22 protein-coding genes and 3 pseudogenes are annotated in these 26,858 nt (G+C 65.6%); 13 read left to right on the forward strand and 12 right to left on the reverse strand.

All coding sequences use genetic code 11. From position 1 onward, the window contains the following. Position 1: 1 nt before the first annotated feature. Complete coding sequence (locus AADZ55_RS16925) at positions 2–880, reverse strand: LLM class flavin-dependent oxidoreductase (protein ID WP_085324970.1); 879 nt, start codon at positions 878–880, stop codon at positions 2–4. 110 nt (positions 881–990) lie between these two features. Between AADZ55_RS16925 and AADZ55_RS16930 the strand changes: the two genes are divergently transcribed. After that, positions 991–1,380: a VOC family protein gene (locus AADZ55_RS16930; protein WP_085324872.1), complete on the forward strand. Its 390-nt coding sequence runs from the start codon at positions 991–993 to the stop codon at positions 1,378–1,380. On the opposite strand, the gene AADZ55_RS16935 is transcribed toward AADZ55_RS16930, so the two are convergent. The 4 genes from AADZ55_RS16935 to AADZ55_RS16950 form a co-directional block, all read right to left on the reverse strand. Next, on the reverse strand, positions 1,377–1,862 hold the full coding sequence (locus AADZ55_RS16935) for an Rrf2 family transcriptional regulator (protein WP_085324871.1): 486 nt from the start codon (positions 1,860–1,862) through the stop codon (positions 1,377–1,379). The two genes, AADZ55_RS16930 and AADZ55_RS16935, sit on opposite strands and share 4 nt — an antisense overlap. Positions 1,863–1,944: 82 nt before the next feature. Continuing rightward, positions 1,945–3,789 (reverse strand): adenylyl-sulfate kinase, encoded by a 1,845-nt coding sequence (gene cysC, locus AADZ55_RS16940; RefSeq protein WP_085324870.1) that lies wholly within the window; start codon positions 3,787–3,789, stop codon positions 1,945–1,947. Continuing rightward, positions 3,789–4,793 (reverse strand): sulfate adenylyltransferase subunit CysD, encoded by a 1,005-nt coding sequence (gene cysD / locus AADZ55_RS16945; RefSeq protein WP_085324869.1) that lies wholly within the window; start codon positions 4,791–4,793, stop codon positions 3,789–3,791. The genes cysC and cysD overlap by 1 nt, the downstream gene beginning before the upstream one ends. Before the next feature lie 137 nt (positions 4,794–4,930). After that, positions 4,931–5,422, reverse strand: a complete 492-nt coding sequence (locus AADZ55_RS16950; RefSeq protein ID WP_085324868.1) for a beta-class carbonic anhydrase — start codon at positions 5,420–5,422, stop codon at positions 4,931–4,933. A 219-nt stretch (positions 5,423–5,641) separates the two neighbouring features. Here AADZ55_RS16950 and AADZ55_RS16955 point away from each other — a divergent pair, with 219 nt between their 5' ends. From AADZ55_RS16955 to AADZ55_RS16970, 4 genes are read left to right on the forward strand one after another with little or no spacing between them, the layout of a single operon-like run. Beyond that, positions 5,642–6,619, forward strand: a complete 978-nt coding sequence (locus AADZ55_RS16955) for an ABC transporter permease (RefSeq protein ID WP_085324867.1) — start codon at positions 5,642–5,644, stop codon at positions 6,617–6,619. Next, positions 6,616–7,515, forward strand: coding sequence for an ABC transporter permease (locus tag AADZ55_RS16960; protein ID WP_085324866.1), 900 nt, complete (start codon positions 6,616–6,618; stop codon positions 7,513–7,515). The genes AADZ55_RS16955 and AADZ55_RS16960 overlap by 4 nt, the downstream gene beginning before the upstream one ends. After that, positions 7,512–9,350: an ABC transporter ATP-binding protein gene (locus AADZ55_RS16965; RefSeq protein ID WP_085324865.1), complete on the forward strand. Its 1,839-nt coding sequence runs from the start codon at positions 7,512–7,514 to the stop codon at positions 9,348–9,350. Before AADZ55_RS16960 ends, AADZ55_RS16965 begins: the two co-directional genes overlap by 4 nt. Next, entirely contained in the window at positions 9,343–11,106 is a 1,764-nt protein-coding gene (locus tag AADZ55_RS16970; protein WP_085324864.1) for an ABC transporter family substrate-binding protein, read from the forward strand. Before AADZ55_RS16965 ends, AADZ55_RS16970 begins: the two co-directional genes overlap by 8 nt. A gap of 12 nt (positions 11,107–11,118) precedes the next feature. On the opposite strand, the pseudogene AADZ55_RS16975 reads toward AADZ55_RS16970, so the two are convergent. Beyond that, positions 11,119–11,445 (reverse strand): annotated as a pseudogene (locus AADZ55_RS16975) (hypothetical protein); the annotation flags it as partial. 346 nt (positions 11,446–11,791) lie between these two features. Here AADZ55_RS16975 and AADZ55_RS16980 point away from each other — a divergent pair. Together AADZ55_RS16980 and AADZ55_RS16985 are read left to right on the forward strand one after the other, a co-directional pair. After that, positions 11,792–12,103 (forward strand): PE family protein, encoded by a 312-nt coding sequence (locus AADZ55_RS16980; protein ID WP_085324862.1) that lies wholly within the window; start codon positions 11,792–11,794, stop codon positions 12,101–12,103. Next, positions 12,100–13,374 (forward strand): PPE family protein, encoded by a 1,275-nt coding sequence (locus tag AADZ55_RS16985; RefSeq protein ID WP_085324861.1) that lies wholly within the window; start codon positions 12,100–12,102, stop codon positions 13,372–13,374. The genes AADZ55_RS16980 and AADZ55_RS16985 overlap by 4 nt, the downstream gene beginning before the upstream one ends. Before the next feature lie 150 nt (positions 13,375–13,524). Here AADZ55_RS16985 and AADZ55_RS16990 read toward each other — a convergent pair. From AADZ55_RS16990 to AADZ55_RS17000, 3 genes and pseudogenes are all read right to left on the reverse strand, one after another. Next, positions 13,525–13,853, reverse strand: a pseudogene (locus AADZ55_RS16990) (GMC family oxidoreductase N-terminal domain-containing protein); the annotation flags it as partial. A gap of 19 nt (positions 13,854–13,872) precedes the next feature. After that, entirely contained in the window at positions 13,873–16,509 is a 2,637-nt protein-coding gene (locus AADZ55_RS16995) for an AAA family ATPase (protein ID WP_341286212.1), read from the reverse strand. Next, positions 16,506–17,657 (reverse strand): metallophosphoesterase family protein, encoded by a 1,152-nt coding sequence (locus AADZ55_RS17000; RefSeq protein WP_085324859.1) that lies wholly within the window; start codon positions 17,655–17,657, stop codon positions 16,506–16,508. Before AADZ55_RS17000 ends, AADZ55_RS16995 begins: the two co-directional genes overlap by 4 nt. 202 nt (positions 17,658–17,859) lie before the next feature. Here AADZ55_RS17000 and AADZ55_RS17005 point away from each other — a divergent pair. Next, positions 17,860–18,800 (forward strand): annotated as a pseudogene (locus AADZ55_RS17005) (DUF222 domain-containing protein). A 36-nt stretch (positions 18,801–18,836) separates the two neighbouring features. Next, positions 18,837–19,343, forward strand: coding sequence for a SixA phosphatase family protein (locus AADZ55_RS17010; protein ID WP_207569072.1), 507 nt, complete (start codon positions 18,837–18,839; stop codon positions 19,341–19,343). A 121-nt stretch (positions 19,344–19,464) separates the two neighbouring features. On the opposite strand, the gene AADZ55_RS17015 is transcribed toward AADZ55_RS17010, so the two are convergent. The 3 genes from AADZ55_RS17015 to AADZ55_RS17025 all read right to left on the reverse strand — a co-directional run bounded on the left by AADZ55_RS17015 (position 19,465) and on the right by AADZ55_RS17025 (position 21,651). After that, entirely contained in the window at positions 19,465–20,160 is a 696-nt protein-coding gene (locus AADZ55_RS17015; protein ID WP_133056413.1) for a hypothetical protein, read from the reverse strand. Positions 20,161–20,545: 385 nt separating this feature from the next. Further along, positions 20,546–21,088, reverse strand: a complete 543-nt coding sequence (locus tag AADZ55_RS17020) for a DUF3558 domain-containing protein (RefSeq protein WP_085324857.1) — start codon at positions 21,086–21,088, stop codon at positions 20,546–20,548. Then, positions 21,085–21,651 (reverse strand): DUF3558 domain-containing protein, encoded by a 567-nt coding sequence (locus tag AADZ55_RS17025; protein WP_085324968.1) that lies wholly within the window; start codon positions 21,649–21,651, stop codon positions 21,085–21,087. Before AADZ55_RS17025 ends, AADZ55_RS17020 begins: the two co-directional genes overlap by 4 nt. Before the next feature lie 143 nt (positions 21,652–21,794). Between AADZ55_RS17025 and AADZ55_RS17030 the strand changes: the two genes are divergently transcribed. From AADZ55_RS17030 to AADZ55_RS17045, 4 genes are all read left to right on the forward strand, one after another. Next, positions 21,795–23,549: an ABC transporter ATP-binding protein gene (locus AADZ55_RS17030; protein ID WP_085324856.1), complete on the forward strand. Its 1,755-nt coding sequence runs from the start codon at positions 21,795–21,797 to the stop codon at positions 23,547–23,549. 2 nt (positions 23,550–23,551) lie between these two features. Further along, positions 23,552–25,444, forward strand: a complete 1,893-nt coding sequence (locus tag AADZ55_RS17035) for an ABC transporter ATP-binding protein (RefSeq protein ID WP_085324855.1) — start codon at positions 23,552–23,554, stop codon at positions 25,442–25,444. 139 nt (positions 25,445–25,583) lie between these two features. Then, positions 25,584–25,916 carry a DUF732 domain-containing protein gene (locus tag AADZ55_RS17040; RefSeq protein ID WP_423202323.1) on the forward strand — a complete coding sequence of 111 codons (333 nt, stop codon included), beginning with the start codon at positions 25,584–25,586 and terminating at the stop codon, positions 25,914–25,916. A gap of 204 nt (positions 25,917–26,120) precedes the next feature. Further along, the gene (locus AADZ55_RS17045) at positions 26,121–26,855 is read left to right on the forward strand and encodes an LppX_LprAFG lipoprotein (protein ID WP_085324966.1); all 735 of its coding nucleotides are present in this window, start codon (positions 26,121–26,123) and stop codon (positions 26,853–26,855) included. Positions 26,856–26,858: the final 3 nt, after the last annotated feature.

The following is a 26,858-nucleotide window of genomic DNA, read 5'->3' on the forward strand; positions in this document are numbered from 1 at the left end:
GTCACAGCCGCGCGGCTACATCGGCCGCCCGACGCAGCTGCTCGGTGTCCGAACTCGTCGGGATGAGCTGAAGTTCGTCGGTGCCGATCTCTTCGAACCTGCGCAGCACCGCCAGCAGCTCGTCCTCGCTACCGGCCCAACCGGTCATCGGGGCCATCGCATCGACATATTCGGCCGGGATCCAATTCAGGTAGCGCCGCAGATGACGATGCACCTGGGCGCGGGCCCGCTCGGGCGACCCGACCGCGAACCAGAACGACGTTGCCAAATGGGGTTTGGGCTTGCCGGCCTCCGGCCATGCCGCACGCGCCACGTCGAACAACTCGTTCTGCTTGGCGACGTCGAGATCCAATGTGGTGCCTGCTAATCCGTCGGCCCAGGCCGCGGCGCTGCGGATGGTCTTGGGTCCGATGCTGCCGACGAGCAGCGGCGGACCACCGGCCTGGACCGGCGCCGGCCCGACCGCCCGCACCGAGTCGGTGATCTCTTCGCCGGCCCACACCCGTTTCATGACCGCCACCCGTTGGCCCATCACGCGCATCGTCTGAGTCGTAGGGTCGGCACCGACGGCGTGGTAGTCCTCATGCCTGCCCCCCACGCCGACTCCCACCGTCAAACGGCCGCCGCACAGCACGTCACCCGTGGCCAACGCCTTCGCCAGCATGACCGGGTCGTGCAACTGCGGCACGATCACCGTCGTCACCAACCGCACCCGCTCGGTCCAGGCGGCCAGCGCCCCGAGCAACGTCAGGCTGTCCGGGTTGTCGAATGCGATGCGCTCGCCCCAGCACAGCGAAGAGAACGGGCCCGCGTCGATCGCGCACGCCCAATCCTTTAGCACGCGTGCATCGAGGCCGGGCTCCATCACCGGCATGGTCATCCCTATCCGCACGAGTGCGATTCTGGCAGCATCGGCCGCGCCCACCACGCGCGAGCGTCCCTAGAATGCCCTCGCGCGCACGGCGACGCGGTGGTTGACTGGCAAGAGCAATGCCTATCAGTTTCAACCACACCATCGTCGCGTCCCGCGACAAGCGGGAATCCGCGGAGTTTCTGACCGAACTGTTCGGCCTGCCGAGCCCGACACCGTTTGGTCCCTTTGTGGTGGTCGAGTTCGAGCACGGCGCCAGCCTCGACTACGCGGACGCGCCCGAGGGCGAGAAAATCCCGCGACAGCACTATGCCTTCCTGGTGTCCGAGGATGAGTTCGATGCGATATACGGCAAGATCAAATCGCGCGGCTTGCCACACTGGGCAGACCCGGGAACCAAACGCCCCGGCGAGATCAACCGCAGAGACGGCGGCCGGGGAGTGTATTTCGCCGACCCCGCCGGGCACGCCATGGAGATCCTCACCCGCCCCTACGGCTCGAGCGGCTAGTCACCAAGACGCAACGAGCCGTGCCGCTCGCTCTCCTGCTCGCGATAGTCGTCGGCAAGCTGGGCGACGTGCTTGGGCAGCGCGCCAGCGGCAACGTCAGCCAAGGTGGTTTCCTCCAGCACCCAACGCATGCTGGCCCGCAGCGCCCGCCAGACGTCGGTCAGCGCCGCAGTGGGGCCGGAGTAGGGCAGGTCACCGAGTCCGATGTCGCGGACGCTGGCCAGTGGCCCGTCGACACTGCGCAATACGTCGGCAATGCTGATCTCGGTTCCCGGACGCGCCAGTTCATAGCCACCTTCGCGACCCCGGTGGCTGCGCACCAGGCGGTCGGTGCGCAGGTTGGCCAGGATGTCGACGAGGAATTGCGGTGGTATGCCCTGCGCCGCAGCCAGGTCGTCGGTTTTGACCAGGGTGCCGTTGGCGGCGGTGGCGAGCTGGACCATCGCCCGCACCGCGTACTCCGCCTTGGCCGACATCCGCATGCTTCAGGATTGTGCCACCCTCCCCGGGCGATGATGCGGAATGCGCAGCGTTGGCGAGCAGAGGCGGGGCAATTGGGCACGCTCAGGGCCGCGACTCCAGCAGGTCGATGACGCTTCGCGCCAACTCGTCGAGGCAGCGCTCGGGGGTCAGCCGCAAGTCTGGATTCTTGGGTCGCTGATAGGGACTGTCGATCCCGGTGAAATGCGTGATCTCACCCGCACGCGCTTTGGCATACAACCCCTTGGGATCACGCCTCTCACAGTCCTCGAGCGGGGTGTCGCAGAACACCTCTAAAAAGTCTATTCCGGCGTCCGCGTGGACTTTACGAGCCAAGGCGCGGTGCTCAGCGAGCGGACTGATCGCCGGCACCAGCACCAGGTGACCACAATCGGCGAGCAGCGTGGCCACATACGACAGCCGGCGCAGATTCTCCGCGCGGTCGGCCATGCTGAAGCCCAAGTCGGCATTCAGCCCGTGCCGTAGGTTGTCGCCGTCGAGAACGTAAGCAGGGACGCCTTTTTCGAGCAGCTTGCGCTCAACCAGCACGGCGACCGACGACTTGCCGGATCCGGACAGGCCGGTGAACCACACCGTCCTGCCCCTGGGAACCCGGTCTTGCGTAGCGACAAGCGACTTGTGCCGCACCGTGTTCGGGCTAGGCACCCGGGTCGAGCCGTCACGCAACACCATGCCCGCCGCCACCGTTCCGTTGGTGTCGGGGTCGATGAGGATGAACGAGCCGGTGCTGGCGTTGCGGGTGTATTCGTCAAGCAGCAACGGTACTTGAGTGCGCAGCGAAACACGGCCAAGTTCGTTGAGTTTCAACGCTGTTGCGGTCTTGTCCCGGTGCAGGGTGTTCACATCGAGCCGGTAGTCCAGCCCGGTTATCCTCGCGCGGGTGGTTCGGGTGGTGTGTTTGATGACGTAGTCGCGGCCGGGCTCCAGCACCGCGTTATCCGCCATCCAGCACACGGTCGCGTCGAACTGCTGCGCAATCCTGGGCTGGTTGTTGGCGCGAGCGATCATGTCACCGCGCGAGATATCGATCTCGTCAGCGAGCGTCACCGAAACCGCCATCGGCGGAAACGCCTCTGCCACTGGTCCGTTCGTGCCGTCGATCGCGCTGATCCGGGTGGTCTTCCCAATCGGTAGCACGACTACTTCGTCGCCTGGACGCATCACCCCACTGGCCACGGTGCCCGCGTAGCTGCGATGGTCTTGATGCTCGAGGGTGTGCGGCCGGATGACGTACTGAACCGGGAACCGCACGTCGACCAGGTTGCGGTCACCGGCGATGTAGACCTCCTCGAGGTGGGACAGCAGCGATGGTCCCTCGTACCACGGCGTCTCGTCCGATTTGGTCACCACATTGTCGCCGTGCAGCGCCGAAAGCGGGATGGAGGTTACGTCCTGCACGTCGAGGCGGGCGGCGAAGGCATGGAATTCGTCCCGAATCGACTCGAATTTCTCTTGGTCCCAGCCGATCAGGTCCATCTTGTTGACCGCCAGTACCAAGTGACGAATGCCCAGCAGCGATGCCAGAAAGGCGTGCCGGCGGGATTGCTCCAGCAGGCCGTGCCGGGCATCGACCAGCACGATCACCAGTTGGGCGGTCGACGCACCGGTCACCATATTGCGCGTGTATTGGATGTGTCCCGGGGTATCGGCAATGATGAATTTCCGCTTGGGAGTGGCGAAGTAGCGGTAGGCCACATCGATCGTGATGCCCTGCTCACGCTCGGCCCGCAGACCGTCGGTGACCAGAGCCAGGTCGGTGTAGTCGTGGCCGCGGTCCTTGGATGTCTGCTCCACCGACGCCCACTGGTCTTCCATCACCGCTTTGGAGTCATAGAGCAGGCGCCCGATCAGCGTCGACTTGCCGTCGTCGACGGAACCCGCTGTCGCCAGCCGCAATAACGTCGTCATCAGAAGTACCCCTGCCGCTTGCGGTCTTCCATTCCAGCCTCCGAGATCCGGTCGTCAGCCCTGGTCGCCCCGCGCTCCGTCAACCGGGACACCGCGGTTTCGGCGATGACCTCCCCGACCGTCGACGCCGGCGACTCGACGCACCCGGTGCAGGTGACGTCCCCGACCGTGCGGAATCGCACCGTAGCCTCGAACACTCGCTCGTCGGGGCGCGGCTGCATGTGCCGGTGTACTGCCAACAACATCCCATCGCGCTGAAAAACCTTGCGCCGGTGGGCGAAATAGATCGACGGCAAGGTGACCTTCTCAGCGCCGACGTAGGCCCAGATGTCGAACTCGGTCCAGTTGGACAGCGGGAAGACCCGGATGTGCTCGCCCTTGTGGTGCCGTCCGTTGTAGAGATTCCACAATTCCGGCCGCTGAGCCTTCGGTTCCCACTGGCCGAACTCGTCGCGGAAGCTGAACACCCGCTCCTTGGCGCGCGCCTTCTCCTCGTCGCGCCGGGCTCCCCCGAATGCCGCGTCGAACTTGTTCTCCCGAATGGCGCGCAGCAACGTCACGGTCTGTATTGGATTTCGCGATGGGATGGTCTCGACCACCCGGCCGGCATCGATGTCGTCTTGCACCGACGCCACCACCAACCGCACCCCGGACGCGGCGACCAGCTCGTCGCGGGTCGCGATGACCTCGTCGAAGTTGTGACCGGTGTCGACGTGCATGACCGGGAACGGCAGTCGCCCAGGATGAAACGCCTTCAGCGCCAGGTGCAGCATGACGATGGAGTCCTTGCCTCCCGAGAACAACAGCACGGGCCGCTCGAACTCGGCGGCCACCTCCCGGATGATGTGGATCGCTTCGGCCTCAAGCAAGCGCAGATGGCTCAGTTCATACTGGCCGGGCGCGGGGCCGGCCGTCACATCGCTGGTCATGACATCCATGGCGCATTCCAAGTCTCTATACCTGATAAATCTGGTAGATTTGACCATATTTATGGTCATTGCCATCCATAGAACCAGCGTCCGGCGACGATGTCAATGAAGCCACTGTTGCGGCGACTGCCCCTGGGACAGCATCCACGGATGCGGGAACCGCTCGCCGAGCTGGGAATCAGAGCCGAGCTACCAGGTCGCTCGACCGGCCGCTACGGCGTGACCTCGTTGAGCTTGCCGGTGGCGACATCGAAGATGAACCCTCGCAGGGAGACGTGCTTGGTCACGAACGGACTGTTTTCGATGCGGCGTAGCGACTGCCGGACATCCTCGGCGATCTCCGGGAAGGCCTCGGCCGCCCACGGCGGCTTGACCCCGATCTCATCCTGGATGCCGCGCTTGAAGTCGTCGTCGGTGAAGGTGAGCATCCCGCAGTCGGTGTGGTGAATCAGGATGATCTCGCGGGTCCCCAGCAACCGCTGACTGATAGCCAGCGAGCGGATGGCGTCGTCGGTGACGACCCCACCGGCGTTGCGGATGACGTGTGACTCCCCCTCGTTGATGCCGAGCACGCGGTAGACGTCCAGGCGGGCATCCATGCACGCCAGAACCGCGACATGTTTGCTGGGCGGCAGCGGTAGCGGCCCTTTGAAGCTGCTCGCGTACTTGGCGTTGTTGGCCAGATAGTCATTGGTAACCGTCACGCAGGCCTCCTCGGGTATCGCGGTAGGGATTTGCTACACAGATCGGTACCGCGGAGGATTCTAGCAATCGGCTACCTGGATTTCACGGGTGCGGATCGACGGGATTGGAATAGATCGGACCTTCGCGAGCATCGCGTCCTACGTTAACTAGGCACACCACCGGCGGCGACCCATTCCCCCAGCTCGCTACCCTGTCCCAATGCGACACGGTGGTTGTGCATGACACGCTATCTGGCACGCCGGCTGCTCAACTACCTCGTGCTGCTGGCGTTGGCGTCGTTCCTGACGTACTGCCTGACCTCGCTGGCGTTTTCGCCGCTGGAAGGCCTGATGCAGCGCAGTCCCCGTCCACCACAAGCGGTTATCGATGCCAAGGCGCACGATCTCGGCTTGGACAGGCCCATACCGATTCGCTACGCCAACTGGGTTTCGCACGCCGTCCGCGGCGATTTCGGCACCACCATCACCGGTCAGCCCGTCTCCGCCGAACTGGGGCGCCGCATCGGCGTCAGCCTGCGGCTGCTGGTCGTCGGATCCGTGGTCGGCACGGCGCTGGGCGTGGTGATCGGGGCGTGGGGTGCCATCCGCCAGTACCGGCTCAGCGACCGCGTCGTCACCATGGCAGCCCTGCTCGTGCTGAGCACGCCGACGTTCGTCGTGGCCAACCTGTTGATCCTGGGCGCGCTGCGGGTCAACTGGGCGCTGGGCATTCAGCTCTTCGACTACACCGGGGAGACGTCACCGGGTGTCGCGGGCGGGACGTGGGAAAGCTTGAGCGACCGATTGCAGCATCTGGTGCTGCCGTCGCTGACGCTGGCGCTGGGGGCCGCCGCCGGTTTCAGCCGGTATCAGCGCAACGCGATGCTCGACGTCCTCGGCCAGGATTTCATTCGCACCGCCCGTGCCAAGGGGCTGACCCGACGGCGGGCCCTGCTCAAACACGGCCTGCGCACGGCGTTGATACCGATGGCGACGCTGTTCGCCTACGGGGTGGCCGGGTTGGTCACCGGAGCGGTATTCGTGGAGAAGATCTTCGGCTGGCACGGCATGGGTGAATGGATGGTCCGCGGCATCTCAACTCAGGACACCAATATCGTCGCGGCGATCACGGTCTTCTCCGGCGCTGTCGTGTTGCTCGCCGGCTTGCTCTCCGACGTCATCTACGCGGTTCTTGATCCACGGGTGCGGGTGTCATGACGGCCATCGACGGGACTGCGCCAGTGGAATTCACCTCCCGCCGCAAGCTGGTGCTGCGCCGGTTCCTGCGCAACCGGGCCGCGGTCGCGTCGCTGGCGGCCCTGGTCCTGCTGTTCGTCGGCTGCTACGCGCTGCCCCCGCTACTGCCCTACTCCTACGACGACCTCGATTTCAACGCGCTGCTGCAGCCACCCAACACCAAGCATTGGCTGGGCACCAACGCGCTGGGCCAAGACCTGCTGGCGCAGACACTGCGGGGCATGCAGAAGTCAATGCTGATCGGCGTTTGCGTCGCGGTGATCTCCACCGCAATAGCCGCCACGGTCGGAGCCATCTCCGGGTACTTCGGGGGCTGGCGGGACCGGGCGCTAATGTGGGTGGTCGATCTGCTGCTGGTGGTGCCCAGCTTCATCCTCATCGCCATTGTCACGCCGCGAACCAAAAACTCGGCCAACATCATGTTCCTGGTCTTGCTGCTGGCCGGCTTCGGCTGGATGATCAGCTCCCGCATGGTGCGGGGTATGACGATGAGCTTGCGCGAACGCGAATTCATCCGGGCCGCAAGATATATGGGCGTCTCCAGCCGCCGGATCATCGTCGGCCACGTGGTACCCAACGTGGCGTCCATCCTGATCATCGACGCCGCCCTCAACGTCGCCGCCGCCATCCTGGCCGAAACCGGGTTGAGTTTCCTCGGTTTCGGCATTCAACCGCCGGATGTTTCCCTGGGCACGCTGATCGCCGACGGCACCGGATCCGCGACCACCTTCGGTTGGGTGTTCCTGTTCCCGGCCGGGGTGTTGGTGCTGATTCTGGTGTGCGCCAACCTGACCGGCGATGGCCTGCGCGACGCGCTGGACCCCGCCAGCAGAACCATGCGGCGTGGTGTGCGATGAGCCCGCTGCTCGAGGTGACCGACCTGGCCGTCACCTTCGGAACCGACGGCGATCCGGTGACCGCGGTGCGCGGCATCAGCTACCACGTCGATCCCGGCGAAGTGGTGGCGATGGTGGGCGAATCGGGATCGGGCAAGTCCGCGGCGGCGATGGCGGTGGTGGGCCTGCTGCCCGAGTACGCCGACGTCCGTGGCTCGGTGCGGCTGCAGGGAACCGAGCTACTGGGGCTCGCCGACGACGCCATGTCGCGGTTTCGGGGCAAGACGATCGGCACGGTATTCCAGGATCCGATGTCTGCGCTAACCCCGGTCTACACCGTCGGCGACCAGATCGCCGAGGCCATCGAGGTGCACCAGCCTGGCGTCGGCAAGAAAACCGCTCGCCGCCGCGCCGTGGAACTGCTTGATCTGGTTGGTATCTCACAGCCGCAGCAGCGCGCCCGCGCGTTTCCACACGAGCTGTCCGGCGGGGAACGCCAACGCGTGGTGATCGCGATCGCGATCGCCAACGATCCCGACCTGTTGATCTGCGACGAGCCCACCACCGCCCTGGACGTCACGGTCCAGGCACAGATCCTTGACGTGCTCAAGACGGCGCGCGACGTCACCGGCGCCGGAGTCCTCATCATCACCCACGACCTCGGTGTGGTGGCCGAGTTCGCCGACCGGGCGCTGGTCATGTACGCCGGCCGGGTCGTCGAGTCGGCCGGGGTGAACGACCTTTACCGTGATCGCCAGATGCCCTACACCGTGGGGCTACTGGGTTCGGTCCCTCGGTTGGACGCCGCGCAGGGCACCCGGCTGGTCCCCATCCCCGGCGCGCCCCCGGCACTGGTCGGCCTGCACACCGGGTGCCCGTTCGCGCCGCGATGCCCGCTGGTCATCGACGAATGCCGTTCCGCGGAACCGGAATTGCTCGAGGTCGCGGCCAATCACCGGGCCGCCTGCATCCGCGCCGACCAGGTCACCGGGCGCAGCGCCGCGGAAATCTATGGGGTCGAAACCGAAGCCCGCGCGGCCGCCCCCGGCGACACACCGGTCGTCGTGCGGGTACGTGATCTGGTCAAGACTTACCGGCTGACGAAGGGTGTGGTGCTGCGCCGGGCCATCGGCGAGGTCCGCGCGGTCGACGGCATCGGCCTCGAACTGCGGCAGGGCCGCACGTTGGGCATCGTCGGTGAGTCCGGTTCGGGCAAGTCGACCACCCTGCACGAGATTCTGGAACTGGCTGCGCCACAATCGGGATCGATCGAAGTGCTCGGCACCGATGTCGCCACTCTGACCCCGTCGAGCCGGCGATCGCTGCGACGCGACATTCAGGTCGTCTTTCAGGACCCGGTGGCATCCCTGGACCCGCGCCTTCCCGTCTTCGACCTGCTCGCCGAGCCGTTGCAGGCCAACGGGTTCGGCAAGAGCGATACTCACGCGCGGGTTGCCGAACTACTCGACGTCGTGGGACTGCGTCGCGCCGACGCCAGTCGCTATCCCGCCGAATTCTCCGGCGGACAGAAGCAACGCATCGGCATCGCGCGGGCGCTGGCGCTGCGGCCCAAGATCCTGGCACTCGACGAACCGGTGTCGGCACTCGATGTCTCCATCCAGGCCGGGATCATCAACCTGTTGCTCGACCTGCAGGATCAGTTCGGGTTGTCATATCTATTTGTGTCCCATGATCTTTCGGTGGTCAAACACCTCGCCCACCAGGTGGCCGTCATGTTCGCCGGTACCGTTGTCGAACAGGGCGACAGTGAGGAGGTCTTCAACAATCCGAAACACGAGTACACGCAACGGCTACTGGGCGCGGTGCCGCAACCGGACCCGGGGCGTCGTGGCTAACCGCCGCCGGCGACGACGCTGCGTCCCGGGCGCTGAGTCTGCGCTCAGGGCGTCGATGCGTGAGAAACCCAGACCCTGGACGCAGACTCAATCTTGGGTCTGCGCCGTATCGGCATTGCTCGTTGCGGCCCTGGTGCTCTCCGGATGCTCGGCCGGCACCGAGCTTGCGCCGGCCAACGGCACGGCAGCGGTCGGCACCTCCAGCGACATCAACCCGCAGAATCCCGCCACGCTGCGCGACGGCGGCAATCTTCGCCTGTCACTTACCGACTTCCCACCAAACTTCAACATCCTGAACATCGACGGCAACAACGCCGAGGTCGCGGCGATGATGAAAGCCACCTTGCCGCGCGCGTTCATTATCGGGCCGGACGGCTCGACGACCGTCGACACCAACTACTTCACCAGCATCGAGCTGACCGGGACTTCCCCGCAGGTGGTCACCTACACCATCAATCCCAAGGCGGTGTGGTCCGACGGCACACCGATCACCTGGCGTGACATCGCCAGCCAGATCCATGCCGTCAGCGGCGCCGACAAGGCATTCGAGATCGCTTCCACCAGCGGCGCCGAACGGGTCGCGTCGGTGACCCGAGGTGTCGACGACCGGCAGGCCGTGGTGACGTTCGCCAAGCCGTACGCCGAGTGGCGCGGCATGTTCGCGGGCAACGGCATGCTGCTGCCGGCCAGCATGACCGCCACCCCCGAGGCATTCAACAAGGGCCAACTCGCCGGGCCCGGGCCGTCGGCGGGTCCGTTCATCGTGTCGTCACTGGATCGCACTTCGCAGCGAATCGTGTTGACCCGCAACCCGAGGTGGTGGGGGACCCGGCCACGCCTGGACAGCATCACCTTCCTGGTACTCGATGATGCCGCCCGGCTGCCGGCGCTGCAGAACAACACGATCGACGCAACCGGTATCGGCACCCTGGACCAGCTGACCATCGCGCAGCGCACCAAAGGCATCGCGATCCGACGCGCCCCCGGGCCAAGCTGGTATCACTTCACATTCAACGGTGCGGCCGGGTCGATCCTCTCCGACAAGGCACTACGCCTCGCGGTCGCCAAGGGCATCGACCGAGACACCATCGCCAAGGTCGCCCAATACGGCCTCACCAGCGACCCGGTGCCGCTGAACAACCACATCTTCGTCGCCGGGCAGGAGGGCTACCAGGACAACAGCGGCGTGGTCGCCTACAACCCGGAGCAGGCGAAACGCGAGCTGGACGCCCTGGGCTGGAAACTCAACGGCGAGTTCCGGGAGAAGGGCGGTCGTCAGCTCGTCGTACGCGATCTGTTCTACGACGCACAAAGCACCCGGCAGTTTGCCCAGATCGCACAACACACCCTGGCGGAGATCGGGGTCAAGCTCGAACTCCAGGCCAAATCCGGCAGCGGCTTCTTCACCGACTACATCAACGTGGGGGCTTTCGATATCGCGCAGTTCGGCTGGGTGGGCGACGCGTTCCCGCTGTCGTCGCTCACCCAGATCTATGAGTCTGGTGGGGAGAGCAACTTCGGCAAGATCGGTAGCCCACAGATCGACGCGGCGATCGAGCGGACGCTGGCCGAACTCGATCCCGGCAAAGCGCGGGCATTGGCCAATGACGTCGACAAGCTGATCTGGGCCGAAGGATTCAGCCTGCCGCTCACCCAATCGCCCGGTACCGTCGCGGTCCGCAGCACGCTGGCCAACTTCGGCGCGACAGGGCTCGCTGACCTGAACTACACCGCCATCGGGTTCATGCGGAGCTGAGCCTGTACGTGCTCAGGCGCGGATCAAAGCGGCGGCCTTCTCCCCGATCTGCACCGACGGCGCGTGGGTATGTCCACGAACCGCCCTCGGCACCACCGAGGCGTCGGCGACGCGCAACCTGTCGACGCCACGGAGGACCGCAGCGTGATCTGGCCGCGGTTTTCGGGCGAGCAGAATCAGGCCAAACACCACACCGTGCCCCGGCGTATCCACCGGCAAGGCTCGTCGTAATGCGGTCGGAGGGGCGAAGATCAGCTCGAGATCGGGCAGCTCCAGCTCGGGTCGGCTGCCGACAAATCCGTAGGCCTCGCCGACATTGGAGGTGAGCATGCCGTGGCGTGTCCTTCCGGATGGTCGCGGGTCGGGCGCCGCCGCCAGTTTCCAACAGAAATAGCAATCGATTGCAGTCGCGAGCGGTCCCGATCATTGCGCGCGGGGGTGACGCACCGAGGCGCCAACGTGTGACTCATAACCACCGAACATGGCCTTATGCGCCCTCATTCGGCGGAGTTGTATCGGCGAATGGGAGCTAGCCAAGCCGGTATCACCGCGGTGCGAGCGTTCGGATTGACAGCCGTCAACACTGGCCTTACCTTTGCAATGCAAACGATTGCATAGCCAAGGTTCCTCAGCTCGTGCGTGCTTGGTTGTGCTGCCACCGTTACCTCGGAAAGGACTGTGCACCGTGACATTGCGACTGGAGCCCGAAGGTTTGGCTGCGGCCGGCGCGGCACTGGCGGCCGTGACCACCTGGTTGGCGACCGGACATGTTGCCTCGTTACCAGTGCTTACCGGGGCGGTCTCGACGGCAGCCAATCCGGTGTTGCGGGGAATCGCAACCGTTCTTGGCGCCTGGGACGACGAGCGTGCGGCGATCGCGACCAACGCGATCGAGGAGCTGGGTCGGTCGGGGGTGGGTGTGGCGGAGTCCGGTGTCAGTTATGCCGTTGGTGATGCCGTGGCGGCGTCGACGTATGTGGGCTGGGGTGGCTTGTGACGGCGCCGGTGTGGTTTGCCTTGCCGCCGGAGCTGCATTCGGCGTTGCTCAGCGGTGGCCCGGGGCCGGGTTCGTTGCAGGCGGCCGCGGTGGGCTGGGCGTCGTTGAGTGCTCAGTACGCTGCGGCGGCCGAAGAGCTGACCGAGATAGTGGCTGCGGTGCAGGCCGGGGCGTGGTTGGGGCCCAGTGCTGAGTTGTTTGTGGCCGCCTATGTGCCGTATGTGGCGTGGTTGATCCAGGCCAGTGCTGACAGTGCGGCTACGGCGGCTAAGCATGAGGCCACCGCGGCGGCCTATGTCAGTGCGTTGGCGGCGATGCCGACGTTGCCGGAGTTGGCGGCCAATCATGCCGCGCACGCGGTGTTGGTGGGGACGAATTTCTTTGGGATCAACGCGATTCCGATCGCACTCAATGAGGCCGACTATGTGCGGATGTGGATTCAGGCCGCCACCACGATGAGTGTGTATGAGACCGTGGCGGGTGCGGCGTTGGTTTCAGCGCCGCATGCCGGCCCGGCGCCGATCATCGTCAAACCCGGACCCTCCATCCTATTTATGCCGATGCCCATGCCCATCCCACCCATACCGGTCAACCCACCCGGGTGGTTGGGGTGGCTTACGGTACTGCTCGACATGCTGGCCGGCGCGCTGGCCGAGGTGATCATAGTGCTGGTCGCCGTGCTAGCCGAGGTGCTCATAGTGCTGGCCCTAGCGCTCGAATTCCTGGGCTCGGCACTGCTTGCGGCGCTCGAGGCGCTGGTTGCCTTCCTTGGGCAAGTAATGGCCCTGCTGTTGGGGAGCATTGTGGTGGTCTTGGCGGGGCTGGCGGTTTTGACTGTGGGTGTGGGGGGCGCGGTATTGCTTGGCGGGGTTGCCGCGGCGATCACGTTGCCGATCGTGCTGCCACTTGCCATCGGCGGGGGTTCCTATTATCTGTCGACGTCCAACGACGATTCTCCCGACGCCTTCGCCGACACCCTGACGCCGACCAGTGACGAGATGTTGACGCCGAACAGGGGTGAGGCGCTGACACCGAACAAGGGTGAGACGGCATCGGCGGAGTCGAGTTCTTCTTCTGGTTCGTCGGTGTCGGTGGTGGCTTCGGATCGGGGTGCTGGGTCGTTGGGGTTTGCCGGGACCGCGGGCACGCAGTCCGTTGGGCAGCCCGCCGGGTTGATGGTGTTGGCCGGTGATGAGTTTGGTGGCGGTGATCCGCGGGTGCCGATGCTGCCGGGTAGCTGGGAGCCGAATCTGGTCGGTGCGGCGAGCTAAGCTGGCCGTCGATGCGCAACGCTAATCACCGCGTTGCTAAGTCGACAGGCAGCGGATAGCTGATCAACCGCTTGGGTCTTTCCGCGGCGGCCAAGCCGTTGGTTCGACCGTCGCTTTGGTATTCCACGCCGACGGCCCGGTCTCCGTCGATGCTCGCACGGCCCACTCGTCGTAGTCGGCCGCGAATCCACGCACCACATCACCGCGTTCATCGACGACGAGCCACCGAGTACCTTGCCTCGGGGCCAATAGATTTGACGACCGTCGAGCTCCGGCTGCGGTTCGGTCAGGTAATCCCAGTCGATCTCGGTGCGGAACAGCTTGCCGAAGGCCGCTGGAATCGCGATGAATCTGTTCTTATCGCGCGGCCCCGCTTCCAGCGCCACCACCGCCGTGGTCGGGTCGGCGCTGAGCCGATTGGCTACGACCGCTCCGGCTGAGCCGGTACCGACTATGACGTAGTCGCACTGATTGTCCATCACCTATCCCGGTTCGGGCTCAGTGTATGACGTCCAGATCGATGCGGTGCGCTCCTTTGACGCCGTCGTACCGATCGGGACTACATGTCAACACGATCACCTGGCCGTGGCTGCCGACGGTGTCAAACACCTCCCCCATCTTGGCCAGTCGCTCCGGATCTGTGAACCCCAGCGCGTCGTCGATCAGCACCGGAACGGTGTCCTCCTTGGCGACCAGGGCCGCGCCGGCCAGCCGCGCCAGGATGCCGAGCTGTTCCTTGGCCCCACCCGACAAGGACTCGTATGGCACGGTTTTGTCGTCCAGGGTGCGGCTGCGGATGCGCAAATCGCTGTCGACCTCAACCGCGAACGTGGGCCCGAACACCGGACGACCGAGTCGCTCCAATTCCGCACGGTAGGGCTCGACGTAGCGCAAGCGGGTGGTGTCGCGATGGCGGGCCATCACCGAGCGCAGCAGCTGGGCGGCCCGGGCTCGACGGCCCACCCGGGCATGCTGGCTGGTGGCCTGCTCGCGCTCGGTCTCGGCGGCGTCGAGCTTGCCCTGGCGACCCTCGCTGCCGAACACCGTGAGTTCGATGCTGACCTCGCGCAACGCACGGACGGCGTCGTCGTGGCGTTCCCGCAACGACTCGGCCGCGGCGGCGGCCTCGGCGAGCTCGGCGGCTACCGCGTCGGGCGCCGTAGCGGCGAGCTGTTCGGCCAGGTCGGCCACTCGCTGATCGGCGCTATGCAGCACCCGCAGGTCGGCCTCGGCCTGGGCGGCGAGGTCGTCGTCGCTGACCAATGCCCGCTCCTCGGCCAACCGGGTGATGGCCGCACTGAGCTGGGCGCGTTCGGCTGCCGCCGCGTTCTGCAGAACCGTTGCCCGCGTGGATGTCTCGGCGAGCCGGCGGGTCGCGGTAGCGGCGATCTGACGGCAGGTCTCACACTGCCTCTCCGCGGCGGTTCGAGCCGCCTCGGCCGCGTCAAGTTCGGTGCGGGCCGTACCGGTATCCGTTGAGAACAGCTCGGGTTCGGTCGGTTGACCGGCACGCAATCGTTCCAGGCGGGAGCGCAACTGGTAGACGTGTTCATCTCCGCACAGGCCGGCCAGCGTGGCGGTCAACTGATCGCGGCTGCTCTGCAGGTGGCGGCGCCGCTGGTCTGCGGATCGTGCGGCGGTTAGGTCAGCGACCTCACCGGCCGCCAGAGCATCGGACAATTCTTGCTGTGCCGCAGCACATTTTGACCGAAGATCGAGTGCGGTCGCGCCCGGGACTATCCGTGCCGTCAGGACACCGGGAACCTCGACCTCGGTGGGGCCGGTGGCGGTGACCGACCAGCTTTGGCCGGCCGGCAACGACACCCGTTGATCGCCAACGCCGAGTTCGATGTCGGCGGCGGCGGTGAACTCCACCGCCGCGGAGATCAGCGCCAGCTGTGCGCCGACGCGATCCACCGCCGCCGCGGCCCTTTCGATCCGACTCAGTAGCTCCTCGGTCAGCGTGACCGCGGACAGCTCCGCGCAGACCCGGTCTCGGTCGCGCTGGATGTCGTCGATCTTGGCCAGCCGGGCGGTCAACCGGTCCGCCTGCTCGCGGTCGGCCAGCCGGTCTAAAGTGCGCCGGGCCGCCTCGGCGCGAAGTCGGACGTCCGTCAGTGCTTGGGTCGCTTCGTCGAGCGCCCCATCGCGGACCTCGGCATCCGCGCGCGCCGTCGCCTGCTCGTCGCCGGCCCGCTGTGCTTGCGCCTCGGCGGCGGCGACCGCAGCGGTGCGCGTGTCGATTTCGGTGAGCAACGCTAGCCGCCTGGTGCGTGTGGCGGTGGATGCGGCGCTGGTCGCGGTCGCGGCCGCGGCGATCAGTTTGGCTTCGCGGGCCTCGTCGGTGATTGCGGCGATCTTCTCGGCCGCGGCTCGCGCGGCTTCCAGCCGCGGCTCGCCAGCTTGCCGTTGTCGCGACAGCTCGCGCACCCGCCCGGTCAACTCGGCGTGGCGACGCACCCGGTCGTCGACCTCGGCGACGGCCACTGCGCAGTCGGCCACCGTGGCCTCCGCGGCGGCTAACCGTGCGATCGCCGCGGCCCACTCTCCGGTGGGCCGTCCGGTCGCGGTGAAGTACCGCGCATACTCGGCCTCAATCTTCTCGATGAGTAGCGGTTCGGTGCCCACTGGCGCGGCTGCGGTGCCGGAATGCGCGGCAGCGAGATCGAGCGCCCGCGACAGCGCGTCACAGCCGGACAGATCCACCGCTGCCGTCGACGCGGCCTGCAGCACCCGCTGGGCGCGCCACAGCCCAGCGTCGACCGTTTCTGCCAGTATCGCCCGGACCCGATCGTGGGCTTCGTCGCCGGTCAACTGTTCCCGGCACGGGGCCAGCACCGTCAGCTCCGTCTCGCACTTCTTGTGAAAACGCTTGCGGTAGGCGAAACGAAAAGGGCCGCTGCTGATTTCGGCGACAACCTCCGACCCGACGTCGGCATTGGTCGGCTTGACCTGCTTGACTTCCTTTTTCAACGAGCGGTCTTTGAACTCCAGCAGCAGGTCCAGCGCCTCGATCATGGACGACTTGCCGATCTCGTTGACGCCGCACACCACCACCACGCCGTGGTCGGGGAATTCGATCTCTCGGTGCGCGATGCCGCGGTAATTGGTCAGGGCCAGCCGGTGTAGCTTCATGCCGCGCCTCGATCGGCGAGCCGCAGCAACAGGGCCAGCGCCGCCTGGGCATCGACGGCGGACTCGTCGTCGCCCGCGCGTGCCGCGGCGACCAGCTCGTCGACGGCCGCGGCGGCGAAGCCGCCGATGCCGAGGTCGGTGAACTCACCGTCGCCGGGTAGCACGGCCAGGTCGGTGTGGCGTTCCCATAGGCCTAGCCACGCGAACAATCGCGCGTACTTGTCCAGGCAGGCATCCAGCGCGGCGCGATCGGTGACCGACAGCGAACCGATGAGCGCCAGCCGCACCACGGTGCGGTCCTTGTCCGCCATCAGATCCAGGTTCAGGTCCAGGTCGGCGATGTCCCGGGCGGTGTCGACCTGGCGCCGCAACGTGACGAACCGCCAACGGCCGATGCGCCGGGCGTCGACGGTGACGGGGTGTCGCGGGTCGCTTTCGTCGATGTCGACGACCAGGACGTGACCGGGGTCCGGTTCGACGTCGTCGAAGTTGGTGACTTCCGGCGCGCCGGAGTACCAGAGCCGCCCGCTGCTGCCGACCTGGGTAACCGAATGTTTGTCGCCGAGGGCCACGTAGTGAAGCGCTCCTTGAGACAGCGCGTCGTCGAGCTCGGCGAGCCGGATCAGGGAGGGCTTGTCGCGGTCGGGGTCGAGCACATCGATGCCGCCGTGAGCGACGAGCACCCGGGTGACTTCTCGCGGGGGCAGGCCCGCTAGGACCTCAGCAACCAGGTCGGTGGTGGGCGCCTTGGATCGCCACGGCGCGGCAACAATCTCCACTCCCGGTCGAACCTCATGGACACCGGCACGGTCGAGCACCATCACGTTGTCCGGGCATTCGGCGGTGAAAAGCGCGCTGGTGTATACCGATGATGCGTCCAGCGGGTCATGGTTGCCCGGCAGCAGATACACCGGAATACCGATAGCACGCATGGCTTCCAAGGATTGACCGATCACCTGCGGGGCGAGCTGATTGTGCTCGAAGACGTCACCGGCGACCACGACGAACTCGGCACCCACTTCGGCGGCCAGCTCGCCTAGCCCGGCCACCGCGTCGCGGCGGGCCGCCGAATAGCGGGGCTGGGCGTCGCCGGCCAGAAAGTGGCGGGTCATGCCCAGCTGCCAGTCGGCGGTGTGCAGGAATCGCATCCCATCCCTCCTGAGTGCATGGCTATCAACGCAACGCGAGTCTAGGTCGGGGTGCCGACAAGGCGAGGGATCTCGCCCGGCAGGTCTCGGAGGTACCGTTGTGCCCGCGCTATGGACGGCGTCCTGTTCACGGAAATCTCTTGTGCCACTGTGGTTTCTCTGGTGACCGGTTTTGTCGGTGGCCTACGCTAGTTTCGGGGTTGTGGGTTCGGGTGGTGTCGTGGCTTGGCGGGCGGTGACGGCGGCCTTTGATGCGCTTGATACCGCCCTAGACGGCGTGGTCGGGTTGCAGTTCGAGGCGTTGAGTACCCATGAGCGGTTGGTGGTGGTGGAGCGTTGCGAGCGGGTGCGTCGGCGGTTACCCGCGGTGGAGCATCCGCTGATCAATCAGCTGGCGCGGCTGGCCACCCGCGAAGAACTGGGCGGCAAGCTGTCGCACGCGGTGGCCGCGTGGGCCCTGATCAGCCGCGCCGAGGCAGGCCGGCGCATCCGCAAGGCCGCCGATCTGGGTCCGCGGCGCGCGATCAGCGGCGAGCCGCTGACCCCGCTGCTGGCGGGCACCGCCGCCAGCAGCGGGCCGGAAGGCTCGGTGCCGGGCAGGTCGCGGTGATCCGGCGCTTCTATCACCGGCTGCCCGGCTGGGTCGACCAGCCCACCCGCGAGCGTGCCGAGGCCGATCTGTCGGGCGGGGGCTTACCGGTGGGGGCACCATCTTGCCTATGGTGATGTGGTTCGGCTGGCCTCCCACGCCCGGCACTATTTGGCGATCTTTGACAAAGGGCAAAGCGTTGGCGTTGTATCACACCAAGCGTCTAGCCTCCCCGGGTCAACGAATTGTGTTGTACGCCAAGGATCGTGATTGCACGGCGCCGGGCTGTACGGTGCCCGGATACTACTGTCAAGTCCACCATGTCACGCCGTATACCCAGTGCCGCACCACCGACGTCAACCACCTGACCTTCGGCTGTGGCGCCCAACACCGACTACTGCAACCCGGCGGCTGGACCACCCGACAACGCGCCAACGGTGACACCGAGTGGATCCCACCGCCCCTACCTGGACCGAGGCCAACCCCGCACCAACACCTACTTCCACCCCGAAAAGCTGCTACGCGACGGGGACGATGACCACGCCCCGGCGTAGCAACCGCGGATGCCGCTCTCCACTAACGTAGGCCCGGTGAATGAGCAGCATCTCAACCTCGTGCTGATGCGCCACGCGAAGTCCGCATACCCGAACGGGGTCGCCGACCATGAACGGCCATTGGCACCGCGGGGTATCCGGGAATCGGGTCTGGCCGGTGACTGGTTGCGCGCCAACCTGCCGACGATCGACGGCGTGCTGTGCTCCACGGCGACGCGCGCCCGGCAGACCTTGGCCGGCACCGGCATCGACGCTCCGGTGCGTTACGCCGAACGGCTCTACGACGCCGCGCCAGGCACCGTGATTGAGGAGATCAACCGGGTTGGCGACGACGTCAAGGCCCTCTTGGTGGTCGGGCACGAGCCGACGACGTCCGCGGTGGCGCTCATCCTGGCCGGCGCCAGCGGCACCGATGCCGCTGCCGTGGAACGCATCTCGGAGAAGTTCCCGACATCGGGGATCGCCGTGCTACGCGTGGCGGGGAGCTGGAAAGACGTGGAACCGGGAGGTGCGGCGCTGGTCGGCTTTCACGTGCCGCGGTAGGCCCCCCGGCCCGGGGTGTATCAGCCGTGGGAGTGCCGGTCCTGCCAAGCAGGCGATTATTGTCCGCTTTGGGTGCCGTGCAAAAAATGCGCCCTGGTCAGATCCAGCTGCCCAAATATCGTTAGACGTGCGAATTCCAGTGGTGCCCATCGGCATCCGTCATGCAAACGGTTGCGCAGTACTGCATCACCATCGACCCGGTCTGGCTCGGGTTCGGTTTCCACTGCCAGCTTGTTTCGACATGGTTGCTGGCGCGGACACCGTCACGCTCGGCGACGCTGCAGCTCAGGGTCCGGTGCCCGAGGTCGCACGTTTCGAGCAGCACTTCGCTTTCCGAAAGGCCCAACGGATTGCGGATGAGCCGCACGCCGAATCGCTCGGTTTTGCCTGCCGCGTGGAGGCGTTCGGCAATGCCGGCCAACACGGCCTCGTCCTCGGCACTCAACGGTGGGGTGGGGCCAAAATCGGACGGGTCGGCGAACTCCATGCCGATGACACCGACACCCGAGCTGGCCTCGGAGTCGAAACACATCGAGGTCGCGTTCAAATCCGATGCGGAGCAACGCTGGACAAGCGTGGTTTCGATTCCGCGTAGCGCCATGCTTACGCTTTCCACGAAGACCTCTCCGGCGGCCGGTTCAAAGTGCTTGTGAAGCAACCAGATCGCGAATCGTTGCCATGCATCGGTCGCGACGAGATATCGGCCTAGCTCGTCCAGACACGCCCGGTCGGCCTCGTCCAAAACCGCCACGTCGGTGGTGTCCATGTCGCGCAACGTCCCGTAGTCCTCAACGTTGTGGTCTCGCATTGTGAGCACCGCTTGCCTCCTTTTCGACAGCTCCCGCAAACGTCTGGTGTGGGCCGAATGCTGACACCAGAAAAATGGTGAAACATCGAATATCAGCAAATAGCAATAAGGACCGAATTTACAGTTGCCGCGGCATCGCTTCAGGTCAACGGCACATTATCGACCAAAGAAATAGTCATCGCTGCGCATACTTGGTGTCGGTCGCAGCCGTCCGACCAACCCGGCCAAAGCCGCGGCCGGACGCTTGTTAGCAAAGGTCGCTCGGGGCGCCAATGCCGGCCGGCGCAGACTATCGAACCGCGAACGCGCGCAACCAATGCCCCAAAACGCTAGCCGGGCAGGTCCAAAACTATTCCGTCACAGCGGTTTTCGACACTACTGGCCTCGCCGAGCGCTAAGCGTTGGTGGCCAGCGTCAGCTCCATCAGCTTGATCGCCTGCCCGCAAGCGTCGATACCGGGCGCCTGGGGGTTGACCCACCAGCCGACCACTCCCGCCGCGTCGCTGGCGACACCGCAGGCGCCGTTGGGATCGTTGGGCCGCATCACAATCGAGTCGATGCCCTGAATGCTGCGGCTCTCGACCTGGTACTTCAGGCCCTCGGCGACCTTGCGCTCGTTGTTCAGGCTGCCCTGCTCAAACCAGAACCGGGTGATGTCGATCAGACCGGCCGGGTTGGCCGCCTGCCACCGGCAGATGGCGCCGACGAACGTGCTCTGGATGTCGAGCGGATCGGCACCCACCGTCTTGGCCAGGATGTCGGTGGTCAGGACCTCACATTCCTTGAGCAGGTTTGGATACCGCTCCTGGGAGTTGTTGTTGCGCGGGACGCCGGCCCCACCGGCCTTGACGGCGGTGCCCGAAATCGACTTCGTGCAACCGGTCAAGATAGTCAGTGCGGTGATCAAGGCGGCCGCGCCGACCAGGACGCGTCTCATTTGGAATTCGCAATCGATTGACGGGTCAGTTCTTTGGCGATGTCGCAGGGGGGCGGGAACGGTTTCTGACTGAAGCTCACCGACCATTCGATGAAGTCGTCCTGGAATTGGATTCCGACTTCGCACAGCGAGTCACCCAAGCTGGGCTCGTTACCGATGGCGATGAAGCCGCTGTGGCCGTCGATGTTGATGTCTTCGACGCTCGCGCGCGACAACTCCTCGGTCTTGCGTTCCCGCCCGATCGGACTGCCCCGGTACCAGGAGAAGGAGAAGTGTGGGCCCATGATGCCGCCGCCCGCCAGCCATTGGCAGCCCACCGAATTCTTGGCGGTGTTGATCAGCCCGGTCACCCTGGTCAGCTCCGCCACCGTCTGATCGCTGACGCCACCGCATTGCGGGAAGAAGGGGCCGTGCCGGCCCTCCGCGCTCCCCGGCGTCGGCGGGACCGTCGCTCCCGGATTGTTGTCGCCGGAACCGGAGCACCCCGCAACCACCGGGAGCAAAGCCACCAGCGCCATCAAACCCCGAGCCGCCAGAGCCGGCCTCCGCACGTTACGCCGCACCGCTACCTCTTCCACTGGTCACAGCATGCACTGTAGCCGCCGGCCCGAAGGTCAACCACGACACACCATTTGACCAGGCATTTCAGTCTCAACTGCGCGCCCGGCACCGGTGCGGACCAGGCGCGGTGTGCGACAGTTACCCAATGCTTCCAGCCCTGGTGCGCCAGTACATCCGGCCGTACCGTCAGCTGGTCGCGGTGCTAATGGTGCTGCAGCTCGTCAGCACCCTGGCTTCGCTGTACCTTCCAACGGTCAACGCGGCGATCATCGACGACGGGGTCGCCCGGGGCGACACCGCCACCATCGTTCGGTTGGGCGCGGTGATGCTCGGGGTGACCGGATTGCAGGTGCTGTGCGCGGTCGGGGCGGTCTATCTGGGCTCCCGGACCGGGACGGGTTTCGGGCGCGACCTGCGCTCGGCAATGTTCGAGCACATCATTACCTTCTCGGAACGCGAGACCGCCCGATTCGGCGCGGCGACGTTGTTAACCCGCAGCACCAACGACGTCCGACAGATCCTATTCCTGGTCCAAATGACGGCCACCGTCTTGGTCACCGCGCCGATTATGTGTGTTGGCGGAATCGTCATGGCCATCCATCAGGAGGTCGCGCTGACCTGGCTGCTGTTGGTGTGCGTTCCGATCCTGGCCGTGACCAACTACTGGATCATCTCGCACATGCTGCCCCTCTTCCGCGCCATGCAGAGCATGATCGACGGCATCAATCGGGTGATGCGCGACCAGCTCTCCGGTGTTCGGGTGGTCCGGGCGTTCACGCGAGAAGACTTCGAGCGGGACAGGTTCGCGACGGCCAACGCGGCCTTATCGAACACCGCGCTGAAAGCGGGTAACTGGCAAGCCCTGATGCCGCCGACCACCACGCTGATCGTCAACCTGTCGAGCGTCGCACTGATCTGGTTCGGGGGTCTGCGCATCGACCACGGCCACATGCAGGTCGGCTCGCTGATTGCCTTCCTGTCCTACTTCGCCCAGATCCTGATGGCGGTGTCGATGGCGACAATGACCCTGATGGTGCTGCCGCGAGCGTCGGTGTGTGCCGAACGGATCACCGAGGTGCTGTCCACACGCGCCGCCATCGGCAACCCCGAAGTCCCCGTGTCCCCGCCCGGCGGCACGACCGGGGTAGTGCGCTTGGTAGGTGTGGCATTCACGTACCCGGGCGCCGACCGTCCCGTGCTCGAGGACATCTCGTTGACCGCGCTGCCCGGTACCACCACCGCGATCGTCGGCAGCACCGGTTCGGGCAAGTCGACACTGGTGTCACTGATCTGCCGGCTCTACGACGTCACCGATGGCGCCGTCTTGGTGGACGGGGTCGACGTCCGCGACTACCACACCGAGCGGCTCTGGTCGACGATCGGGCTGGTGCCCCAGCGCGGCTACCTGTTCTCCGGCACCGTGGCGGACAACCTGCGCTACGGTGCGGCCCCAGAACAGGTAGTAACCGAGCAGCAGATGTGGGAAGCACTGCGGGTCGCTGCGGCCGACGACTTCGTGCGAACACACCCTGACCGGCTACGTATGCGAGTCGCCCAGGGCGGTATCAACTTCTCCGGTGGGCAGCGCCAACGGTTGGCGATCGCCCGGGCGGTCGTTCGCCGCCCGGCCATTTATCTGTTCGACGACGCGTTCTCAGCACTCGACGTACACACCGACTCCCGAGTCCGCGCAGCACTGCTGCAGGTATCCGGCGATGCAACGGTTATCGTTGTCACACAACGGGTTTCGACTGCATATCAGGCCGACCAGATCATCGTCGTCGACAACGGCAGGATTGTCGGCGCCGGCAGCCACGAATCGCTATTGGCCGACTGCGCCATCTACGCGGAATTCGCCGCCTCGCAGTCGGTGGACGCCGGAGTCGGAGGCACGCAGTGACCATGGCGATCAGCGCACGGCCCCGCGGCACGACCCTGGCGCCCGCCGCGATGCGCTCGCGCGACTTCTGGGGCTCTGCCACCCGGCTGGTGAAACGACTGGCGCCGCAACGCCGGCTTGCCATCGTGGTGATCACACTGGGAATCGCCGGCACGACAATCGGTGTCGCCGTGCCGCGGATCCTCGGTCACGCCACCGATCTGTTGTTCAACGGCGTGATCGGGCGAGGGCTTCCGGCGGGAATCACCAAGGCGCAGGCCATTGCCGCGGCCCGTGCCCGCGGCGACAACACCTTCGCCGACCTGCTGTCCGGAATGAATGTGGTGCCGGGCCGGGGTGTGGACTTCGATGCGGTGGGGCGAACACTGGCGCTGGCGTTGGCGCTGTATCTGATTGCGGCGCTGCTGCTTTGGGCGCAGGCTCGGCTGCTCAACGTCACCGTACAGCGAACCATGGTCACGCTGCGGGCCGATGTCGAAGACAAGGTGCACCGGCTACCGCTGTCCTACTTCGACGGACAACAACGCGGTGAGCTGCTCAGCCGGGTGACCAACGATATCGACAACCTCCAGTCGTCGCTGTCGATGACGATCAGCCAGCTGGTGACGTCGATTCTCACCGTGGTGGCGGTGGCGGCCATGATGGTGTCGATCTCGCCGCTGCTGGCGCTGATCACGCTGCTGACGGTGCCGCTGTCGCTGCTGGTGACGCGCGCGATCACCCGACGTTCGCAGCGGCTGTTCGTGGCCCACTGGACTAGCACCGGGCGCCTCAACGCTCATCTCGAAGAGACCTACAGCGGGTTCACCGTGGTCAAGACGTTCGGCCACCGAGCGGCCGCATCCGAACGGTTCCACGAGTTGAACGACGACGTCTACCACGCCGGATTCGGCGCCCAGTTCCTCTCTGGCCTGGTGCAACCGGCGACGGCGTTCATCGGCAACCTCGGCTACGTCGCGGTCGCGGTGGTAGGTGGCGTGCAGGTAGCCACCGGGCAGATCACGCTCGGCAGCATCCAGGCGTTCATCCAGTACGTCCGCCAGTTCAACATGCCGTTGAGCCAGCTGGCCGGAATGTACAACGCCCTGCAGTCCGGGGTGGCCAGCGCCGAGCGGGTGTTCGACTTGCTCGACGAGTCCGAAGAAACACCGGACCCGGAGCCGGCCCTGCCGCAGCTGACCGGGCGGGTTGAGTTTGAGCACGTGAGCTTTGCTTACCTCCCGGGCACCCCGGTGATCCGTGACCTGTCGCTGGTGGCCGAGCCGGGTAGCACGGTGGCGATCGTCGGGCCGACGGGCGCGGGCAAGACCACGCTGGTGAACCTGTTGATGCGGTTCTACGACGTCGATGCCGGGCGAATCCTGATCGACGGGGTGGATATCGCCTCGGTGAGCAGGCAATCGCTGCGATCGCGCATCGGCATGGTCTTGCAAGACACCTGGCTGTACGACGGGACCATAGCGGAGAACATCGCCTACGGACGGCCGGAAGCCACGGCGGACGAGATAGTGCAAGCCGCCAAAGCCGCCTATGTCGACCGGTTTGTGCACACACTGCCCGCCGGCTACCAGACCCGGGTCAGCGGCGACGGCGGCAGTATCAGCGCCGGCGAGAAGCAACTCATCACCATCGCCCGCGCGTTTCTGGCCCGCCCACAGTTGTTGATCCTGGATGAGGCAACCAGCTCGGTTGATACCCGCACCGAGCTCCTCATCCAACGAGCAATGTGCGAGCTTCGCCGGGATCGAACGAGTTTCATTATCGCTCACCGCCTTTCGACGATTCGCGATGCCGACAGCATTCTGGTGGTCCAGGCCGGCCAGATCGTCGAACGTGGCAACCACGCCGAACTGTTGGCCCGCCGCGGCGCTTACTACGAGATGACGCAGGCCTGACCCGAAGTCCGTCAGGCTGGTTCCCCGGGTGAGCAGCCCGAGCTCGAAAGCTCGCCAAGAACTTGTTGAGAATCCGCCAAGGGGAAGGCCCGAAGCTGAAGTCATCCAGGGAAAGCCCGACCGACAAAGGATCGCAACAATGTTCTCACCCCGCATTACCGCAGCGTTGAGCACCGCAGTCGGCGCCGCCGCCATCGGACTTGCCGTCGCGACCGCCGGCACCGCCAGCGCCAACTCCACCGACGAAGCCTTCATTGCTCAGATGGAAGCCATCGGCGTCACCTTCTCCTCACCGCAAGCGGCCGCCCAGCAAGCCCAGCTGGTCTGCAAGAAGCTGGCCAGCGGCGAGACCGGCACCGAGATCGCCAAGGAGGTCCTCAGCCAAACCGACCTGACCACCAAGCAAGCGGCCTACTTCGTCGTCGACGCAACCAAGGCCTACTGCCCGCAATACGCCAGCCAGCTCACCTAGCCATACCGACCACAATGCGGGGGTCCCGACAATCGGGATCCCCGCATTGGCCGCTTCGCCACGCCGGATGTATCTGGAAATCCCTTGAAAGGCTTGTCAAGTAGCCGGATTCGATTCGCGGCGCCGGATGCGCGCGGCGGTTGACTCTGCCGCAACGAGATTGCTATGCAGTACAAAGCTGTGCGCCAACATAAGGAGATTTCGATGAAGCATCCACCTCGTTGCGTTGTTGCCGCCGCCACCGCCTTACTTGCCGCCGTGCTCGCGATCGGCGGCTGCTCAAACGATGGGGGCTCCGGCAAACCGTCTGGACCCGCGGCCACGGCACCCAACGGCGATGCGGCAACGCTGCTCAAGCAAGCTACCGATGCCATGCGCAAGGTGACCGGAATGCACGTCAGCCTTGCGGTGGAGGGCGACGTGCCAAACCTGCGGGTGACCAAGCTCGAGGGCGATATCTCCAACACACCGCAAACGGTCGCCACCGGTAGCGCGACTCTGCTCGTCGGCAGCAAGACCGAAGACGCCAAGTTCGTCTATGTCGACGGTCATCTGTACTCCGATCTGGGACAGCCCGGCACATACACCGATTTCGGCAACGGTGCCTCCATCTACAACGTGTCGGTGCTCCTCGACCCCGACAAGGGCCTGGCAAACCTGTTGGCCAACCTCAAGGACGCGTCGGTGGCCGGCAGCCAGCAGGTGAACGGCGTCGCTACCACCAAGATCACCGGGAATTCGTCCGCTGACGACGTCGCGACGCTAGCCGGCTCGCGGCTGACCTCCGAGGACGTCAAGACGGTGCCCACCACCGTCTGGATCGCTTCGGACGGATCCTCGCACCTGGTCCAGATCCAGATCGTCCCAACCCGAGACACGTCGGTGACGCTGACGATGTCCGACTGGGGCAAGCAGGTCACCGCCACCAAACCGGTCTAGCCG

Origin of the sequence: Mycobacterium decipiens, from assembly GCF_963853665.1 — a bacterium.
Lineage (GTDB): Bacteria > Actinomycetota > Actinomycetes > Mycobacteriales > Mycobacteriaceae > Mycobacterium > Mycobacterium decipiens.